At 47.0% G+C, this 20,091-nt stretch carries 15 protein-coding genes; 1 reads left to right on the top strand and 14 read right to left on the bottom strand.

Features of this window, described 5'->3' with window-relative positions:
* Nucleotides 1-94: 94 nt before the first annotated feature.
* The 4 genes from astD to KU855_RS11495 all read right to left on the bottom strand — a co-directional run bounded on the left by astD (nt 95) and on the right by KU855_RS11495 (nt 5,335).
* Nucleotides 95-1,555, bottom strand: coding sequence for a succinylglutamate-semialdehyde dehydrogenase (gene astD, locus KU855_RS11510; RefSeq protein ID WP_218530433.1), 1,461 nt, complete (start codon nt 1,553-1,555; stop codon nt 95-97).
* Between the two features lie 10 nt (nt 1,556-1,565).
* Nucleotides 1,566-2,591: an arginine N-succinyltransferase gene (astA, locus tag KU855_RS11505; RefSeq protein WP_218530432.1), complete on the bottom strand. Its 1,026-nt coding sequence runs from the start codon at nt 2,589-2,591 to the stop codon at nt 1,566-1,568.
* Between the two features lie 51 nt (nt 2,592-2,642).
* On the bottom strand, nt 2,643-3,860 hold the full coding sequence (locus KU855_RS11500; protein WP_218530431.1) for an aspartate aminotransferase family protein: 1,218 nt from the start codon (nt 3,858-3,860) through the stop codon (nt 2,643-2,645).
* A 314-nt stretch (nt 3,861-4,174) separates the two neighbouring features.
* Nucleotides 4,175-5,335: an HDOD domain-containing protein gene (locus KU855_RS11495; RefSeq protein ID WP_218530430.1), complete on the bottom strand. Its 1,161-nt coding sequence runs from the start codon at nt 5,333-5,335 to the stop codon at nt 4,175-4,177.
* Between the two features lie 404 nt (nt 5,336-5,739).
* On the opposite strand from KU855_RS11495, the gene KU855_RS11490 reads away from it, so the two are divergent.
* Nucleotides 5,740-6,264 (top strand): acyloxyacyl hydrolase, encoded by a 525-nt coding sequence (locus KU855_RS11490; protein ID WP_218530429.1) that lies wholly within the window; start codon nt 5,740-5,742, stop codon nt 6,262-6,264.
* On the opposite strand, the gene KU855_RS11485 is transcribed toward KU855_RS11490, so the two are convergent.
* From KU855_RS11485 to KU855_RS11440, 10 genes are all read right to left on the bottom strand, one after another.
* Nucleotides 6,261-7,481: a capsule biosynthesis protein gene (locus tag KU855_RS11485; RefSeq protein ID WP_218530428.1), complete on the bottom strand. Its 1,221-nt coding sequence runs from the start codon at nt 7,479-7,481 to the stop codon at nt 6,261-6,263. The two genes, KU855_RS11490 and KU855_RS11485, sit on opposite strands and share 4 nt — an antisense overlap.
* Nucleotides 7,481-9,529: a capsular polysaccharide biosynthesis protein gene (locus KU855_RS11480; protein WP_218530427.1), complete on the bottom strand. Its 2,049-nt coding sequence runs from the start codon at nt 9,527-9,529 to the stop codon at nt 7,481-7,483. Before KU855_RS11480 ends, KU855_RS11485 begins: the two co-directional genes overlap by 1 nt.
* Before the next feature lie 247 nt (nt 9,530-9,776).
* The gene (locus tag KU855_RS11475) at nt 9,777-10,544 is read right to left on the bottom strand and encodes a cytidylyltransferase domain-containing protein (RefSeq protein WP_218530426.1); all 768 of its coding nucleotides are present in this window, start codon (nt 10,542-10,544) and stop codon (nt 9,777-9,779) included.
* Nucleotides 10,545-10,583: 39 nt separating this feature from the next.
* Complete coding sequence (locus tag KU855_RS11470; RefSeq protein WP_218530425.1) at nt 10,584-11,594, bottom strand: hypothetical protein; 1,011 nt, start codon at nt 11,592-11,594, stop codon at nt 10,584-10,586.
* On the bottom strand, nt 11,584-12,186 hold the full coding sequence (locus tag KU855_RS11465; protein WP_218530424.1) for an ATP-binding protein: 603 nt from the start codon (nt 12,184-12,186) through the stop codon (nt 11,584-11,586). Before KU855_RS11465 ends, KU855_RS11470 begins: the two co-directional genes overlap by 11 nt.
* Nucleotides 12,187-12,207: 21 nt before the next feature.
* The gene (locus KU855_RS11460) at nt 12,208-14,412 is read right to left on the bottom strand and encodes a glycosyltransferase family 2 protein (protein ID WP_218530423.1); all 2,205 of its coding nucleotides are present in this window, start codon (nt 14,410-14,412) and stop codon (nt 12,208-12,210) included.
* A gap of 230 nt (nt 14,413-14,642) precedes the next feature.
* Entirely contained in the window at nt 14,643-15,545 is a 903-nt protein-coding gene (gene galU / locus KU855_RS11455; RefSeq protein WP_218530422.1) for a UTP--glucose-1-phosphate uridylyltransferase GalU, read from the bottom strand.
* Nucleotides 15,546-15,877: 332 nt separating this feature from the next.
* Entirely contained in the window at nt 15,878-16,468 is a 591-nt protein-coding gene (locus tag KU855_RS11450; RefSeq protein WP_218530421.1) for a hypothetical protein, read from the bottom strand.
* A gap of 488 nt (nt 16,469-16,956) precedes the next feature.
* Nucleotides 16,957-18,123: a nucleotide sugar dehydrogenase gene (locus KU855_RS11445; RefSeq protein WP_218530420.1), complete on the bottom strand. Its 1,167-nt coding sequence runs from the start codon at nt 18,121-18,123 to the stop codon at nt 16,957-16,959.
* Nucleotides 18,124-18,495: 372 nt separating this feature from the next.
* A complete protein-coding gene (locus KU855_RS11440) occupies nt 18,496-19,962 on the bottom strand; it encodes a glycosyltransferase family 4 protein (protein WP_218530419.1) in 1,467 nt (488 codons plus the stop codon).
* Between the last annotated feature and the right edge of the window lie 129 nt (nt 19,963-20,091).

The raw sequence follows: 20,091 nt of genomic DNA, 5'->3' as shown, positions 1-20,091 counted from the left end.
CTCCTGATCTAGGGTTGTTGATTGTCGTTGATATTGTGATTCTTGCGAAGGCTTGCCCAAAAAAAGGCCCGTGCATTCGCTGGGCCTTTTATCATTACAGCGCTAAACCAGGGCTCAGAACCGCCGGTAAGCTTAACGCATCAGCTTCCATCGATGCGACGGGATAAGCACAGTAATCTGCAGCATAAAACGCACTGGCTCTGTGGTTACCAGACGCACCGACACCACCAAAGGGAGCTGCACCAGAGGCCCCAGTTATTTGTTTATTCCAATTAACGATACCGGCGCGAATACGCATTAAGAAATAATCATAATCCGCTCGGTTGTCGGCCAATAAACCCGCCGATAAGCCATAACGGCTGCTATTGGCGAGGGCAATCGCCTCATCAAAATCCTGATAACGCACAATTTGCAACAGCGGCCCGAAGTACTCTTCATCGGGTAGCTCGGCAATCGCGCTAACATCCATCAACCCAGGACTGACTAAACCGGTGTCGGCGCGCAAATGGCGTAAACGAACCAAAGGGACACCCCCCAAGGCTTCTAGGCTCGCTTGTGCAGCCACCATACCTTGCGCTGCCGCCGTAGAGATCATCGAGCCCATAAATGGCTGCGGTTGAGCAAAGGCGGAGTCGACGGCGATAGTTGCCACCGCTTCGCTTAAGGCCGCGATTAACGCATCACCAGCTGCCCCCTGTTGAATATACAAACGGCGGGCGCAGGTGCAGCGCTGACCCGACGAAATATACGCCGATTGAATAATGTCATGCACTGCCGCGCGGGTATTGGCCACATCTTTGACGATCAAGGGGTTATTTCCACCCATCTCTAACGCCAAAATTTTACCGGGATCGCCAGCAAATTGTTGATGCAAAAGGTGGCCAGTACGAGAGCTGCCAGTAAAGAATAAGCCATCTAACTGTGGATGAGCAGCCAAGGCCTTGCCGGTTGCGACTTCACCTTGGACTAAATTGATAACACCGGCGGGCAAGCCAGCGCGGGCCCATAATTTGACCATGAGCTCAGCCACTTTCGGGGTCAATTCTGATGGTTTAAAGATTACGGTATTCCCTGCTAACAGAGCCGGGACAATATGGCCATTGGGCAAGTGTCCGGGGAAATTATACGGGCCAAACACCGCAACGACCCCATGAGGCTTATGGCGTAATACCGCGCGACCCGCTGGAGTTTCAGATTCAGTTTGACCAGTGCGCTTATGGTATGCACTCACCGACAAGCCAATTTTACCTATCATAGCTGCGGCTTCTGTTTGGGTTTCCCACAACGGTTTACCTGTCTCAGCCGCAATGGTTTCGGCAAGGTGTTGCTTGTTCGCTTCGAGCTCGGCTCGGTAAGCTTCAATGATGGCCAAACGGGCATCAAAACCCAAGGCAAACCACTCAAACTGGGCGGCTCTTGCCGCCAACACGGCGGTATCAACTTGCTCAGCCGTCGCACTTTGCCCCTGCCAGATCACTTGATTAAGCGCGGGATCAAACGATTGTATTTGGTGGCCAAGGCCACTCAGCCAGTGGCCATTGATGTATTGAGTCATTATTATTTTCCTACATGGCTATTACGCGGATCTGCTCACCGTTTTGCAGCATTAACGCACTCGCAAGCTCGGCAGGGATCACCACAGAATGAATATCTTCCTGCAAACATAATTGCGCTTCACAGGCTCTAAAATCCGCCAATTGAGTGTTAGCTACAATGTAACTTTTGGCGCTATCTGACGGAGGCATTTCACCAATGCTGACGGTTAATAGTCGACTCTCGCGCACGGCGCGGATGTCGGGCAGATGGCACTCCACCGTTGGCCCACCATCAAAAATATCGACATAACCGCGGCAGCGAAACCCTTCGGCATGCAACAAACGCACGGCAGGGCGAGTATTGGCATGGACCTCACCAATGACTTCTTGCGCTTCTGGCGGTAGCAACGCCACATAGATAGGGTTTCTTGGCATCATTTCAGCCATAAACCCTTTTTGCCCCACACCCGATAAGTAATCGGCGTACACAAAATCTATGCCTAAAAAGTTTTTTTGTAACCAACCATAAAAGGGCGATTGGCCGTGTTCATCAGATACCCCACGCATTTCAGCGATCACTCGCTCACCAAAACGCTGGCTGTGCTGGGCTAAAAACAAAAAACGGCAACGAGATAAGGTGCGGCCATTGTTACCCTTGCGGTAACTATCTCGCAAAAACAAGGTACACAGTTCGGCAGCACCCGTGTAGTCGTGGCACAAGGTGAGGGTTTCAACCTCATTGCGCACTTCGATTTGTTCTGAATGGTACACTTCAGTGCCGAGGCGATAATGGTAAAAGGCATCTTCCATGCCCACCGCGGCCTCTAAGGCACAGGTTCCAACCACCTCTTGGCTATCGGTATCTTCTAATACCAACAAATACCCTTCATCTTTGGGCGTAGAGACATCTTTAATGAATGAGGCTTCTGAACGCGCAATTTTACTGCGCAGCAGTGCATCATTCACAGGTAAAGAAGTGAATCCATGACCTGAATCGATGGCAATTTGCTTGAGCGCGTCAAAATCACTTTCACGAATTGGGCGTATGACCAGCATAATGGTCTCCTGAAATAAAAGGCGCCGATTGGCGCCTTTTCATGACCAAAATTATGCGGCGACAACCGCAGCAACGGCACGCTCAAAACGAGCTAAACCTTCAGTAATATCAGCTTCAGGAATAATTAACGATGGCGCAAACCGGACCACGTTAGGACCGGCGATTAAGCTCATGAGTCCCTGATCAATACTTGCCAATAAAAACTCACGGCTACGGCCGGCATACTTGTCATTTAACACGGCTCCCAGTAACAAGCCTTGGCCGCGTACCTCTTTAAATACTTGATACTTATCGTTGATAGCCGCTAAACCCGCTCGGAACATTTGCTCGCGCTGGCTGACGCCCGCTAACACTTGCGGTTGGCAAATTTCATCGAGTACCGCATTGGCAACGGCGCAAGCCAAGGGATTGCCGCCATAAGTCGAGCCATGAGTTCCAACTTTTAAATGCGCGGCAATGGCCGTGGTCGTCAGCATAGCCGCGATGGGGAAACCACCGCCTAACGCTTTAGCCGTGGTCAAGATATCAGGCACAATAGCGCTATTCATATAGGCATACAGTTTACCAGTGCGACCCACACCCGTTTGTACTTCATCAAAAATCACTAAGGCATTGTGCTTATCGGCTAAGCGACGCACCGCGGTTAAAAACTCAGGGGTCGCGTTTATGATACCGCCCTCGCCTTGCAGAGGTTCAAGCATAATGGCACAGGTTTTATCAGAGACTTGAGCTTCTAACGCAGCGACATCGTTATAAGGTAAGTGCGTCACACCTTGTGGTTTAGGGCCAAAACCATCGGAGTAGGCGGCTTGGCCACCGACGGTAACAGTAAAGAAGGTGCGTCCGTGGAAGCCTTGGTTAAAGGCGATAATTTCAGTTTTATCTGTACCATAGTTATCTTGGGCATAACGACGCGCCAATTTTAATGCGGCTTCATTGGCCTCAGCGCCAGAGTTGGCAAAATAGACCTTATCGGCAAAGGTATGTTCAACCAATTTGGTGGCCAATGCCAAGGCCGGCTCATTGGTCATCACATTGGATAAATGCCATAGCTTTTGTCCCTGCTCTTGCAGCGCAGCGGTTAATTTAGGATGGCAATGACCTAAGCAATTAACCGCAATTCCACCCGCGAAATCGATAAACTCTTGGCCCTGTTGGTCCCATACACGGCTGCCTTCACCGCGAACAGGAATGACATTAGCCGGAGCATAATTAGGAACCATGACTTGATCAAATTGTGCGCGCTGAAATTGTTGCTTGTTACTCATGTTGTACATCCTTTTCAATTGCGAAGGGCAAGTGTTGACGCTCTGTCCGCACCAAAATTAATAATTTATCTGCTTGGTTTTTGGTGCTGCTACTCTATATACCAACCATTATTAGCTAAATTGTGACCGAAATACCAGTTTTTAACAATAATCGGTTAACAGCCCCATCACAGAGATGCATAAAGATACTAACTTTTGATGCTAACTAGCATAAATCCATCTTCTCCCAGCATATTTAGTCATAAAAAAAAGGCCTAAAGGCCCTCTTTGTTAACTATGCACCTAAATAGCATAAAAATACAATGCAATACTGATTACATAATCTCTAGTTTTCTGAAGTTTTGCTGATTTAACAAGGCTAATTCCGCTGTCGACAGCTCATATTGCTGATACATTGCGTGTTTTTCTTCGTCGCTAATTTGGCGCATTTCTTTTAGGAGCATGACTTTAGCAAAACAGCTGGCTCGGGCGATCACCGCCGCCTGCGGCGACAAACCTGCATAAGTATGTGTTTCGGCTAATTCCTTGAGTACTTGAGTGAATTGGCTCTCTTCAAATTCTAATAAACTCAGCAACTCCCAGTTGAGCGACATAGCGCGATCTAATACTTGTTGATACACAGCTTCAGCAGGAAACTCGGTGGCAATCACCGCATCATAAATTTCTTTATCACGACTTTGATTGGCTTCCCGTAACCAGTGGCCCCAAATGCCATCAAAAATCATTGAGCTATTGCTTAAGATCGCTGAGGTTCCCAGTTGAGACAACAAAGAACAGGTATACACAAACGCCCCATCGATGCCCTCTTCCTTGGCTAAAATTTGTGACGCCGTGGCCGTCACTAACATATAGCGCCACAACTTGCGGGTGGTCCACAACATATTGGCACGCCCCGTGGGTAACCAGGTACGAATACATAAATACGGCACCAACACTTGCAAGTTTTCAATGCCAATAAAGTTAAGTACCAATTTGAGATCTTTGACACGAATGTCTGAAGCCCGTTGCGGTTTACGGTGGCGAAAACTCGGACTATTGACCATATTGACTAGCTCTTTACTGAGCCAGTCCATTTTTTCAATATAAGGTCGTAATTTCGGTAACTCGGCATTATCGCCTTGAAGTAATTCCATTAAACTCAGTTGTTTGCTGGTCAGTCCGGCATGCTTGAGGATTTCTAAGGGATCATCAAGACGAAACATGATGGATTGAATCAGGGTGTAGACTAACTGACCAGAGACGTCTTCAAAGACCCGGCGAGCCTCTTTCTTTTTTTCTAAGCGATCAAATACCGCTTCGCGCTCAATATCGAGTTTAAACGCATCGGCTTCCACGTCGGCGTCCATGCCATCAAGCATATCTTCCTGTTTCTGTTTCCCAACAATAAGTTGGTAATAGAATCGATGTTCAACCTCGCTCACATCAACAGGGCTCGCGGTTTTTGCAAGTGTTTCGGTCACTAATAATCCCTTCATCAACTGAGTCTCACGGCCCAGTAAAACCAGTCAACATCCATTGGAGATGCGAACTTCACGTTATAACCACTGGAACAGACTAACAATAAAAAATATCAATTAGTTAAGTTTAGCAGCTCAACAAAAATTCTTCTAAAATGCCGATAAATTCTTTCCCCCTCGACAACCAACCATCATTTACGTTGATTTAACGCCAGCGCGCAGCCAATCTCACCAAATCAACCAACGATTGATAGCGATATGCACCAGCAATAGGTTATCTGTTGAGTTAATTTCGCAAATTTTATGTCGCCTTAGATCTTTGCGCCTCAAACTGTTGATTCCTCAACTAAGGTTAAAACAGGTGGCCACATTCATCCCATTCATTGGCTAGGGAGTCGGCTTTGAAACCAAGGAGATTGCTGATGCAAAAAAGGATGCCTATCAACCTGTTGTCACTACTGTTAGTCAGCGTTATCGTTAACGGTTGGGCCAATGATAATGACTTAAGCCTGAGTTATGGCCAGCCTACCACCAGTCAAAATAAGCGCATTGCGAGTATAGATGTAGTCTACGAGCGTAAGCTATGGGCAACCAATAGCGATCAATGGGCATTCGGGATCAGTGGCAAACTAGGCCATTTGAGCGTGGATGATGAGTCAGGAACCCGCTTAGGCGGCGGAGCATTTGCGCGCTACCACCAAGGGGGGCTGTGGCTGCAAATTCCAATTGGGGTAGTGTGGATGGATAAAGTGATTTATGGAGAGCACCAGCGCTACACCAAGCATTACGGCGGCGAGGTTCAATTTACCTATGGAATAGAAGCCGGATACCGGCTAACTCCACACCTCGGAGTGTTTTACCGTTATGGACACATGTCTAACGGCAATCGCTACCATTATAACCCCGCCTTAAATAGCCATAATATTGGCATTAAGTGGGCTTTTTAACTTGCTTTTTTGAGTAGCTCAGCTTGTTCACTGACCTCAGTCACGCGCTCAATAATACGGCGCGCGGCATGGGGTAAGTCGGCATAAAAGCTGGCATTGATTTGAGTTTGCCATAGCAATGCTTGGCGTAAATACTCAAAGCGCTGATGATCAACCGCGCTCGGGTTATGCCAAAATTGCGCTAAGCTCATGGCGCTAGTAAGCCCTTTAATATCATACAAGGCTTTACCCAAGCACTTCACGGGAACATGGTGCAATAATGCCGACAAACCGACGGTACTATTTACTGTCACCACCCCTTTTAATAACGGATAAATCTCAGGCAAAGGCAGTTCATAACCATAACTTAGGCGCTCACCTAACTGGTATTGCTTGCGTAAACTATGGATCAATTTTTGATAGTCCACAAAGCCACGATCCATCGGGTGATGCTTGATCAGTAAACTGTCGCGACTATCGGCATGCTTGGCAAACGAAGTGACGACATCAGTAATAACGCTATTGATGTCTTTGTAGTTAGCGTGATCGCGAATTTGAAAGTCTTCCGACACTTGCAAAGGCAATAAAAATAGTCGGCCTTTGTTATGGGCCTTAAGTCCTGCCAGTAATCGTGCATCAGGGGCTTTATGTTTGAGCTTTATCAATGCACCCTTCACCCACCCCAGAGCCTCTTGATCGATACGCCATGGCCTATGATTAACATAATGTGGGTAGCGCAAGCTCGCAAGCAGGCGATTAATATGCTGACGACAAGCAAACCACGCGCGTTTGCCAAAAGTTTTACCCGCCACAAAAGGATGCTGATATGCTGGATAAGTCTGCGGCAACACCAAATGATTACGCTGGCGATACAGAGGACTATTAGCATTGACGCCTCCTTGCTCAAACGTGATGTAATCTGGGCGTAAATAACCTTCTTCTAACGCCCAAAACTGACGCTGCTGGCGCTTACATACCTTTGCGGCAATGCGGTGGTAAAAGCGGCAATCGCCATAACAAATCACCTTGTCAATTTGCTGTTCATGACAAAACTGGCTAAAAAAAGCCTGCCAGGTTGAGCTATGTTGCCGAAAACGGATTTGCTCAGCATTTGACGACCAGCATTCATCGCCGCCATTAAAACAAATCTTAAATACTTTATGGCCATCAGCAATCAGCTGATTAGCTAAGGTTTGAAAAATGGGGCCGAGCGGGCCTTGCAATAACACAATATTCATTAAGTTCTGAGAGTTTCCATTAAATAAGTCAACTTACGCTGCCAGCGTTGCCATGATGTCGATTTAAGATTGGCATCGGCTTTGGCATGGGCCATTTTTATAATTAATTGTTCTGGCGTTGCCTTAAGCCCAGTGTCCCAATCCACATATTTGGGATAAGCCACTAGGGTAATATAAATTAGGTGTTCAAGGCTTAATGGCCGTAAACGATCGTGGGGGGGGTGCATATCTTGGGTTAACCCCCAACCGCCATAAAACGGTTGGCCCCAGGTCACTACTTTGACCCCGCGCAGCAAGGCTTCAAAGCCACTGAGTGAGGTCATGGTGTGTAAGGCATCAATCACGGGGTAAAGCTGGTTAAGGCCAATCTCTGTGATTTCTTCATCGACACAATCACGACGGCAAGCATCACTTAATAGCCCTTCACGATTGCCCGCCACCACATCAGGGTGAGGTTTATAAATAATATAAGCCTCTGGGTTGGCTTTGCGCACCGCATGCAATAGCGATTGATTGCTATGCACAAAAGGGCTGCCAGTGGTAAGGGAGGCATCACCATCCACTTGGCCGACCACCAGCAACACTGGCTTATTGGTGTTGGGTGCTTGAAAAGCAACCTTGCTCGCCAAGTTATATTTAGTGATGTCGTTAGCGACTAAACTCGCAGCTAAATGCGCGCCTCGCACTGCCATGGCTTCGGTTAAAGGTTGATAATTAAGTAATTCGCGTAAGCGGTTATTACGTTTAGCATTAAAATACATGCCTAAATCATCAACCACTAATGACGATGGCCGCCGTAAATCAGAACCTAAACCGCTTGAGCGAATAAAGCCGTCTTCAACCCGAATAACATCGGTGAGTTCAGGCCACTGATTGCCCCACACTAACATCTGCTCATTGGCTTGTAACGATGACGGCGGTTTAGCCACAAAACGAATGGTTTGGGCTAACTCACCACAAAACGCCCCCATAAAGGCACGCTTCCAAAATGAAAAGCCCACCAGATAAAGTTGCTGATATTGCGGCAACGCGCGGGCCTGCAAAACAATCAGCTCAATTATTTCTTCGGGCTCACACGCCTTGGCTAACACTGGATGATAATATTTTGGGTAGGCAATCAAGGCCGCATGAGCCAACTGATAAAGACTGACAGAGTGAGCACTCGCTAACAACTGGCGACGCGGGCACGTTTTGCTGTCATGGGTTAGTCCCCAGCCCGCATAAAACGGCATGCCAAAACAATGCACAGGCTTTTGATACAATAAGGCTTCAAAGCCCATTTGCGATGACACGGTAAAAACCGCTGCACACGCCTGAATTAAGGCGTGCGGATGACACGCTTGGCTAAACCACAATACATTAGCTAACTCAGGGTGCTGCTCGAGCTTAACTAATGCGCCAACTTTTTTGCCAACGCCTCGACTAAAGATAGTATCTGGGTGAGTACGGACTAACAAACAAGCATCTGGGTAGCGACTTTTGGCGGCCCTGACCATGGCAATAAAATCATCATCACTCGCTAGTGCGCCGGCGACCGATTGATCGCCCGCCACCTGATCGACCAGCAAGACATACTCACGACCATTAAGCATCGCCTTAAGCGAGCTCGGTAATGTTTGATGGCTATTGGCCTGGGGATAACAATTGTATTTAGTGATGCCAGCGTCAACTACCGCAGCCACCAGCGCTTCAGCGCGGGCCAGCTCAATTTCCGAACATGGCGTCGCAATACACTGCTCCAAATCAGAGTGATGGTTAGCATCGTAATACATGCCTTGTTTATCGGCCACTAAAGACACTTGCCGCCCCTTAGCGGCTGGGTGACCTATATAGCCAATAAAGCCATCTTCAAGCTGCCAAAAAGGCACGCCTAACCCCTGCGCTTGCGCTTTAAACTGACGGCTATTGGCCTTCAAGCCCCAGCCAATACAAATATCATGGCAGAAGTCGACGGGATGTTCACCAAAGCGAGCGACGGGCTGTTCAAGACAAGTGCTAATAATGGGAGCGCGGGCAAGTATTCCCGACGATTTTACTAAAAACGTCATTTATTTGACTTAACTCGTTGTTATTTATTGATTAAAATAAATGCATTATAACGTTATTTTAAATTAAAAACTGAATAATGACTAACTCTAATAAACGCCACGCTCGACGTGATCAGTGGGGCAACGCTCTGGCTTCGCATTTTGCAAGATGACTGATAAAAGCGGATTCACCACTGACAACGCGGAGAACAACCAAGGACTAAAGGCTAACATGATGATCTTTATATGTGTGGTTAACCGTCAAGCGCTATCGGGTTTGCTCTAGCGCTACCACTTGTTGGGCAGTTGCTGATGTAGCGCTGGCGTCAATCAATGGCAGCGGCATAACATTAACACGGTACCCTAGGCTTAATGCTCGCAGCGCTTCAATATATTCTAAGCGTTCTAATGGCGCGATCGGGGCATTGGCTAAGGCCATAGCCACATCATTACGGTAACCAAATACTGCAATGTGTTGCTGCCAAGGGTTAGACTCAGCAGGATGATTAAATTGCTGCGCGCCGCTAGGTTGCTGGCTCACCACCGAGCGACTAAAAAATAGTGCTCGGCCACTAACATCTGTTGCCACCTTAACCACACTAGGGTTAGCCATGTCTCTTACTGAGGCTAATGGGCAGCTAAGGGTCACCACGCTATCGCTATCACACCGCAAGCGCGCAATCATTGCATTAATCATAGTGCTGGTGATCAACGGCTGATCGCTAGGTATTTTGATGACTAAGGTTGCTGGCGACCAATTCATGGTGGCAATCACATCAGCCACTGTATTTGTGTCTGATGTATCGGCATTTATCATGCGCACTTGCACACCTGATGCCTGCATCATAATGGCAATATCTAGACTATCGGTAGCCACCACAATATTATCGCGACCGACGCCCGTTGCCAGAGCTGTTTGATACACACTCCAGATCATGGGCTTGCCATGTTCGGAGTCTTTTAAAAATGCAGCCAATGCCCTATCAGGCAGGCGCGCCGAGTTCACCTTGGCAGGAATGATTATTTTAATGGTCATATTGTTATTATTTTCGATTGATGGCCTAAGGCCGAAAGATTAGGTATCGAGGGTATTAATTAAATTTAGGGAATGTTGATGGATCACACGTCTATCAGCATTGATCGCCACATCAATTGCATGAAGCCACTCCTCTACGCTATCACCAACCACTAGTCCCGCATTATTACTGGCAATAAGCTCACTATGACTCACGCGGCTTGAATAAATGCCTATGGCACCTTGGCGGGCGATATCTAATAACTTGCAATGAGAACGCGCCCGATTAAATGGGCTATCAAATAATGGCACCAAGCCAATATCCATGGTTCTACTTTGAATTAACGCTAGGTAATTGGGCCAACTCATGGGGTGCAAAATACTGACTCTCGGTAAATGCCTGAAGCCTTTGTTAACTTGTATATCACCAATTAATTCAAAAGATAGTTGAGGATAACGGGCCTGCACAGCACTGACCAAAGTCTGCATAAATTGCCACTCCAAAGTGTGGCTGCTCGACCCATGATAAAAACAACGAATAAATTGCAGTTGCTCTGCAACAATTTGCTTAGGCGCCAGTATCCAATCATTTGTTAGTTGATATTTTTGCGCGAGCGCAGCGGTTGACACCCACACTTGGCAGCAGAGTTGCTGCAACATAGGTGCGGCTTGCTGATACCAATTGGCCAAACGGCGGCGATAGCCATCAGGCAAACTTGGATCAGCGCCAGCCCCAGGAATATCATCATCCATAAACCACACAATATGGGCAGGGCGCTTAGGCGATACCAGTAAACGCTCTAACACCGATAGCGGCACATCACGCACTAAAATCAGCACTGAATTTGGGCTATGCCACAAAGGTGAGTTTGGTGCAGGCAAAATGCTGGCATCAAGCTCATGATACCCAGGTAACTGCTGTCGACGGCTGCGAAAATAAAAATCCATTGTCGGCGTGTTAAGTTTTGATAGTACCCAGGTATTGTCTGGCGACCTTGGCAATACTTGGGCTTGGCAGCTGAACAATGGACTAGGGCGTAAACGCCAGCGCTTAATCAGCCTAGTGATCATTAAGCCACTCCCCCAATGCAATGGCGGCATTGGCAGGTTCAAGCATACCGAGCACACAGCAAATAAAGCGCTGAGCACTGAGCTGCTCATCTAGATTATCGGTTTTTAGCACCACCCCAGCCTTGTTATATATCGCGACGCGATGCTTACAAAACTGAGTGCTGAGGTATTGCTCGTAAGACACATCTAATTGCCTCGCCTTACGAAAACGGTCATACGCACTGGCAGGCTCAGATAACAAACAAATCGATGGATGATCAGTCACCCAAGCCATCGATGATTGCGCATCTAAAAAACCAGTACCAATGTCGACAATAATCGGGTTGCCTTTAAGCTTATCGGCTTGTTTTTCATAAAAATGCTCAAGCGCTTCTAAACCAAAACTCAAAAAACGCTCACGGTCGTGCTCAAGCGCAGCAATTAAGGCATTTAAGTTATCTTTTTTATCAATTAAACCAAGATTACGGGCATGTTGGTGAGCCAAGTTATCTAAAATCACACTGGTAACAGATGAGACCGACTGATGCAGCTGCTTAACCACTGTGGTTTTACCAATGCCAGAGGGTCCCAATAATAAAATGTATTTATTCACAATTTTCTCGCAGACAATAGGCTAAACCCGGCATGAAAAGTCTTCATGAGTTAACGTAAGGTTAGGGTTATAACAAGGGTCATTGAGTAACTGCTCGCCCCATTTTTGTTGCATATAATCGATTTCTGATTGAAAGCGCTGCTGTTTTTCTGTGCTGTCTTCATAGCCACGGCTCACAGATTCGTGATGAGTCAGCTCAGCAAAGGGTGTCCATAAATTACGGTAACCTGCCTCTCGCACCTTTAAGCAAAAATCGACATCATTAAACGCCACCTTTAGACGGGTTTCTAAGCCGCCAACTTCTTGATACACAGCCTTACGCACCAGCAAAGCCGCAGCGGTTACCGCCGAAAAATTTTGTACCAAGCTTAAGCGCGAATGATAGCCGTGATGATGACTGCCAAAATACTTATGGGCATGACCCGCAACGCCGCCAATGCCAAGAACAACCCCAGCATGTTGAATTCGTTTATCGGGATAAAACAGCTTGGCCCCAACACAACCGATATCAGGGCGACTGACCTGACGCACCATCTCAGTTAACCAGTCGCGATTGAGCACTTCAATATCGTTATTAATTAAACCAACAATGCTGCCTTTAGCGTGGGCAACGCCATGGTTATTAATCGCCGAAAAATTAAATTCATCATCAAATTTAACCACACGCGCTAACCCCTGCTGAGTCAGCTCAGCCATATAGGCTAGTGTGCGCCGACAGCGGCTTTGATTATCGACAATAATGATTTCAAAGTTTCGGTAATCAGTCCGCTGATAAATACTGTCAATGCACTGCTTAAGCAGCTCAATACCATCTCGGGTGGGAATAATTAAACTCACTAAAGGTAGAGGCTCAGGCAAAGGCCAAGTAATCCGATAACAATTATTAAGCTGATGAGCTGTCACCTCAACTGCTAAATTAATCGGGGTAAAGTAATCGGTTAATGCTTTGAGACCCGCTTTATTGGTATACGTTTTTTCACCAGCGCTTAACGCCGTAGAGCCATTAATGGCACGCCAGTGATACAAGACGTGGGGCACATGAATAATTTGTTTGTTGCCTAAATGGGCGATGGCTCGTAAAAATACATCATAATCTTGGCTGCCTTCGACCCCAGTTCGAAAACCGCCCACCTTGGTCATTAGGCTGTGCTTAATCACAGCCAAATGAGTAATATAATTGTGAGAGTAAAATAAATCACGATTCCACGCCGACTTAAAATGCGGCTCACTGCGATTACCCTGCTCATCAATTTTATCTTCGTCAGAATAGAAGAACTCCGCCTGAGGATGGCGATTAATGGCCTGTGCCATCATTAACAACGCATGAGGCGCCAGCAAGTCATCGTGATCTAATAAGGCAACGTACTCCCCCTCTGCCAAGGCTAATGCCGAGTTACTGGCGGCAGAAATGTGGCCGTTTTGCTCTCTAGCGCAAATAACAATACGCTCGTCCGCAGTTACATAGGATTGCAATAACGCCAAAACCTCGGGATCGGTTGAAGCATCATCGGCAATACATAGCTGCCAATGGGGATAAACTTGCGCCTTTACCGAGGCAATACATTGTGCTAAATATGCTATCGGCGAGTTATAGCTGGCCATGATGACTGAGATCAGTGGCTGCTGAGTTAACGATTGGCTGATCAACTCAAGTTGTTGAGGTTGCAGCTGCCGTTGCTGGTATTCCGCTAACCATTGGCTGTAAGTAATTAAGCCAAAACCATCATCAAAACATTGATTGTATAAGCATAAAATCTCAGCACTCGCTAACTGTTTAAACGGGTCAGTATTGCGACGATTTTGCAGTTTTTTAAGCATCAGTTTTCGAGCACGCTTCTCGCTCAGCTTAGCTAGGCTAAACACCTCAACGCTAAACTGACACGGCTGAATGCAAGGATCAAAACGCAACCGTACTGGCCGCTGTGGGAAATAACATAAGCGTTTAAATAACTTATTATTGGTAAGACTAAATTGAATTGCGTGCTGCTCTTCAATACCATCACCATAGTCGACGTAGAGCTTAGCGCCCAATTTAGCGACATTGGCGCGTAATTTTACACTGACCATATACCAACCCAAAGGTTGGCGCGACCCGTGCTTTAAATGGAAATAAGGATCGTTTCCAGTTGCCAGCCAATCAAAGCCCTGCCCACTTTGTAAATCTTGCTTGGCTAATAAACGAAATTTAAGGGTGGGCGACAACCAATCTAAACTTGCAGACAACACAGTTACTCTCACTTAACATTTTTAATTATTTTAACAGCGGCATTATTGCCCAGCTTAATGTCACAGGTAAACAAAGCGCTGACACTTACTAGTGTAAAGCCTTAAGTATCAGTCGCTAAGCTTGTTTTTAGCCCAAATAAGCCAAACCAGTCTCATCATGCTAGCTCAGACAACCATGAACCAATGGCCATGCTAAAGTGTGAGCTTATAAAAACAGTTACCGCTTGCGATTAGGCTACGCTCGATAAACCTAAGCTGGCGTGTAACTCAATCGCATGTTGTAACTCAGATGCGGTTTCAGGGTGCTGCAAGCCATATTCAAGATTGGCCAGCATATAACCGGCCTTATTACCACAATCATGGCTCTTACCGACAATATGATAGGCTTCAGTGGTATGCCTCTGCATCAACTCGGCAATGGCATCAGTCAGCTGAATTTCATCACCGGCACCGGGTTGCGTTTGTGCTAACAGTGGCCAAATGGCTTTATCTAACACATAACGGCCGGTCACGGCTAAGTTAGAAGGCGCTTCATCTTGGGCGGGTTTTTCAACCACGGCCGACATAGGAAAAGACTGACCAGCATTTAAGTTAGCGCCACCGCAATCGGCCACGCCATAGCTAGAGACTTTCTCCATAGGCACAGGCTCCACCATAATTTGGCTATGACCTGTGTTTTTAAAACGGCGCACCATTTGAGCCAAATTATCTTGGCGTAAATTACTGTGATATTGATCGACAATCACATCTGGTAATAGCACAGCAAACGAGGCATCACCGACGACCGCTCGGGCGCAGTTTATCGCATGGCCTAAGCCTTTAGCCTCACCTTGGCGCACATGAATGATCGTCACATCCGGTGGACAGATATTGCGAACTTCATCGAGTAGTTGCCGCTTTACGCGTTTAATCAGCGTCGCTTCAAGCTCAAAGCTAGTATCAAAGTGGTTTTCAATGCTGTTTTTACTGGAATGGGTTACTAACACGATCTCTTTAATACCAGCAGCAATCGCTTCGTGCACCACGTATTGAATCAATGGTTTATCAACAATAGGTAGCATTTCTTTAGGTATTGCTTTGGTAGCAGGTAGCATACGGGTGCCAAGGCCTGCAACAGGGATAATGGCTTTCATAAAAATCCTAAATTGATAGATGATGTGGTTACTGATAAGGAGGGGGCATTTCACTCGCTCCAAGGTCGGCCTGCGGCCCGAAAGAGCATTTGCACACGGAGCGCTTCGCTTCACAGTGGACATTGAGCGAAAAGCGAAGAAGATCTTACCGCTGTTGCTTTTCTCCGTGTTCCTCTGTGCTCTCTGTGGTGTATTGCTGTTGCTTTATAGCTTGGCACCACGAAGCACTACAACTGCACCGAGTTACACGAAGAGAAAGAAAAGAGACAAACCAAAATGTTTGTGTTTTGTTTTTCTCTTTGTCCGATAGCTCTTGCTTTAAAGTGAGTTTCTTATCTTGGGTCGAGGAAAAAATGCATATTGTTCAGTAAGTACTGACTGCTGTTTTTTTTTGGGCGAATCTTAAACACCGCCATGCGGTTATCGATAATGTCTACCGGTTTAAACAGCGCTTCTATGCTGTGATAATGCTCGCGTTCAACATAGTCATCAAATAACAGTGTGGTAGTTTTGGTGACGTTTATGCAAGCAGTCAGGAAACTGGCAACCCGGAAACGACCATCAATCAGGATAAGGTCTGGCTGAAGTTCATGCTCTTTGCAAAATTGCCATGCTTTTTGGGGGTATTCAGGCCACTCTCTAAAGGCTGAATCATCAATTGGGTAGCCCCAGGCTTTTGTCGCCCCAATATCGGCCAATATCGGAATGATATCGCCAGGTAATTGTCGCTCTTTATAAGCGCCCATCAGCTCAATCAGCCATTTAGGGTCGGTTTCAGTGGAAATCACCTTACAGCCATGTTCAGCGGCAAGCAGGGTAGAACCACCGGCGCCGTACTCTAAAATCAGCTTATGCTTTGGGTACACCTTTTTAATATAGTCAGTGCAACCTTCGCTGAAGGTCAGTTCAAAATCTTTAAACATATTGAATCTCTTATGCTGGTTCAGCATTCAGATTTATGGCTTGGTCGAGTAGCAGAAAAGTCTTTGACCACAGAGCGCTTCGCTTCACAGAGGACACAGAGGAAAAACCAAAAGAAGCTGTTGCTTCTGCTTTTCTCTGTGCATCTCAGTGTTCTCGGTGGTGTATGGCTGTTGCTTTAAAAGCTTCGGACCACTGAGCGCTTCGCTTCACAGGGGACACGGAGGGAAAGACAAAGCTGTTTCTGCTTTTCTCTGTGCATCTCTATGTTCTCTGTGGTTATGGCTTTTGCTTTTGCTTTTGCTTTTGCTTTAAAAGCGTTTTCACCACGAAGCGCACGTTTCACTCGCTACACGAAGGGAAAGATAAATTACAAAAGCGAATAGAAGGGCCTTTGCTTTTTCTGCTTTTCTCTGTGACCTTTGTACACTTCGTGATTCGGCGCTTTTGCTTTTTCTCAGCGAAGCGCGCTCGTTTTCTTTAAGCGCTTTTAGTCTGAACCGAACAGATCCCGGGTATAGACCTTGTCCTGCACATCCAGCAGCTCGTCTACCAAACGGTTGGCGACAATGACGTCACAATCAGCTTTGAAGGCGGTGAGATCTTTATAAACCTGGGAACTAAAGAACTCATCCTCATTGAGCACCGGTTCGTATACCACCACTTCAATGCCCTTGGCCTTGATACGCTTCATAATCCCCTGAATGGCTGAGGCGCGGAAATTGTCCGAACCGGCTTTCATAATCAGGCGATGAATACCAACACGCTGTGGATTACGCTTAACAATGGCGTTGGCGATAAAGTCTTTACGGGTGGTATTGGCGTCTACAATGGCGCGGATCAAGTTGTTGGGTACATCCTGATAGTTTGCCAGCAACTGCTTGGTGTCTTTTGGTAGACAATAACCGCCATAGCCAAATGATGGGTTGTGGTAGTGGCTACCTATACGAGGGTCCAAGCCAACGCCTTCAATAATCTGGCGGCTGTCGAGACCATGGGTTTCTGCGTAGGTGTCCAGCTCATTAAAGTAGGCAACCCGCATCGCCAGGTAAGTATTGGAAAACAGTTTAATGGCTTCAGCTTCTGTGCTGTCGGTAAACAGCATTGGCACATCTTGCTTGATTGCGCCGCCTGCAAGCAATTTTGCAAAGGTTTCAGCACGCTCGCTACGCTCGCCAACGATGATGCGGGATGGATACAGGTTGTCGTACAGTGCTTTTCCTTCTCTTAAAAATTCAGGTGAGAACAGAATATTGTCTGTCAAAAACTGTTCTTTAATCGCTTTGGTGTAACCCACCGGCACAGTGCTTTTTATCACCATGACAGCATTGGGGTTCACTGACAATACGTTATCAATCACGGCTTCAACAGAGCGGGTATTGAAGTAGTTGGTGGCAACGTCATAGTCAGTTGGGGTGGCGATAACCACAAAATCTGCATCTTTATAGGCGGCTTGCCAGTCCAGCGTCGCAGTCAGGTTCAGCGCTTTTTCTTTGAGAAACAGTTCAATTTCCGTGTCCTGAATGGGGGACAGTCGATCGTTAATCATGGCGACTTTTTCAGGCACGATATCCACAGCAACGACTTCATGGTGTTGTGCCAGCAGCACAGCATTGGACAGGCCAACATAACCGGTTCCGGCAATGGCAATTTTCATCTTTAAAACTTCCAGAAAAAATAATAAGAATGGGTCAACCGAAATAGCGGGGCCATTTCAGCAATACACTAGGTAATGTTAAACAGGTGACTTTAAGAGTCTTTCATCCACGAAGTGCTTTCAGTGGTTGATTGCATTGCTTTAAAAGCATTGTCACCACGGAGCGCTTCGCCTCATGAAGTAAGGAGATTAAGTTGAAGCTCTTATTTTGTCTCTGTGCCCTCTGTGGTGTATGGCTTTAGGATTTAAAAAAGCTTTTGACCACAGAGCGCTTCGCTTCACTGAGAACGCGGAGGGAAAGATTAAGAGTCGCCTTTGCAATTGCTTTTCTCTGTGACCTCTGTGTTCTCTGTGCTTCAAATCTTTCGCTTTTTAAAGCTGTTCAGCGCATGTAGTTTTCAGTGATGGCGGCAACAGATCTTGATAAGCCTTACCTAGATCAGTTTGAAATCTGGCATCGTTGAATCTGGCTTTGGCTATTTGCTGAGCCTTAACTCCCATCCCAGCCATCATTTCAGGTTGCCTGCACAGGAGTTCAAGCCGCTGCAGCACGCCCTGAGTATCGCCCAGGTGCACTAAAAAGCCGGTTTCGCCATTAGTGACAAGCTCAGGCAGCGCCCCCCACCGATAAGCAATCACAGGCTTGGCAGCCAGCATGGCTTCAGCAACCGTTCGACCAAACGATTCCTGAAACTGCGACAGATTAACCAGCACGTCCAACTGAGCCATGGCTTCCTCTGGACTGTTAGCATATCCCGCCATGTTGATATTTGCGGGCATATTGGCCTGCAGCACCTCAGTATGCTCATTAACCGGACCTATCAATACAAACTCGGTGTTAATTTTGGCAGCCAAGCCAGCCTTGGCAATGGCAACAAAGTCATCCAGCCCTTTTTTAGGCAGATTGCTGCTGACCATACCAATGCGCAACGTTTGTTTATTGGTATTAACAGCTTGCCAATCTCCTTCCATGGAAACGGTATTGGTAACCACCGCCAGTTTATCTACTAACTCAGGGTGCTGGGATAACAGGCACTGGGCGGTATAGTCCGAATTGGCAATCAGTCTGTCCGCCAGCATAAGCGGATTAAGCACTTGTGTATCGGCATCTTCATCGCCCATAGCTGCAATTAACGCAGGGTCCCAGTTAAGCAGCTCACGCACATGTAATGCACTGGGAACGCCAAGTTCCCACGCCGCCAACAGCGGCACCCGGTTCACCAGGGTATTAACATGCACTAAATCAACACCAAAATGCTTGATTAACCGCTGATAAGCATCAAGAGAAATCGGCCAAACTTCGTCATCTTGGCGCCAAGGACTTGGCATGAGTACTATGTCACTGCAATATGGCTTAAGCTCTTCAAGGTAAGCCATATTACGCTCTGGCAGCGTCACGATCAGTTTGTGCCCCAAGCCAGCAATGGCTTTGGCGACATTCAACAAACTGCGCTCGGCGCCAAACTGCTTATCGGACGCAGCATGACCACACAAGAGCACGGTTGAGCTTTCCTGCCCCGCATTTTGCTCATCTCGCTGCTTATCACTAAGTTGTGAACCAACAGACTGTTTACCACGAACATGCGGCCACACATGATCACCTAACTCGAGTACGGCGCGGTCAATTAGTTCAGGCACAGGAAATGGCCGCTCTTTGGGCGCAAAGGGCATATACCAGTTACCGGTTTTGGCGCACGCTTTATGCCACTCATGGGCAGCATCCATATAGTCTTTACGCACCCCACCAAACTGCGTACTCCAGTGCGTTTCCGGCTGCATGGTCAGGCTGGCCTCATGCCGCCGCCCCAGCGCCAGTGGCACACCGGGCAACACTTCCACTAGGCGTTGTTGATCAAATAGTTCACGTAACGTACTGATCTAATGACACTTACTCTAATTACTCAACTCGGTAACTAACAGGCATACCTAGTCTTATGACTTTGTTCATTGCCTTGACGTTAGCTAACA

Source organism: Shewanella sp. NIFS-20-20 (assembly GCF_019209865.1).
Classification (GTDB): Bacteria; Pseudomonadota; Gammaproteobacteria; order Enterobacterales; family Shewanellaceae; genus Shewanella.
The sequence above is the reverse complement of the archived record's forward strand: the minus strand, read 5'-3'. Positions and strand labels throughout refer to the sequence as shown.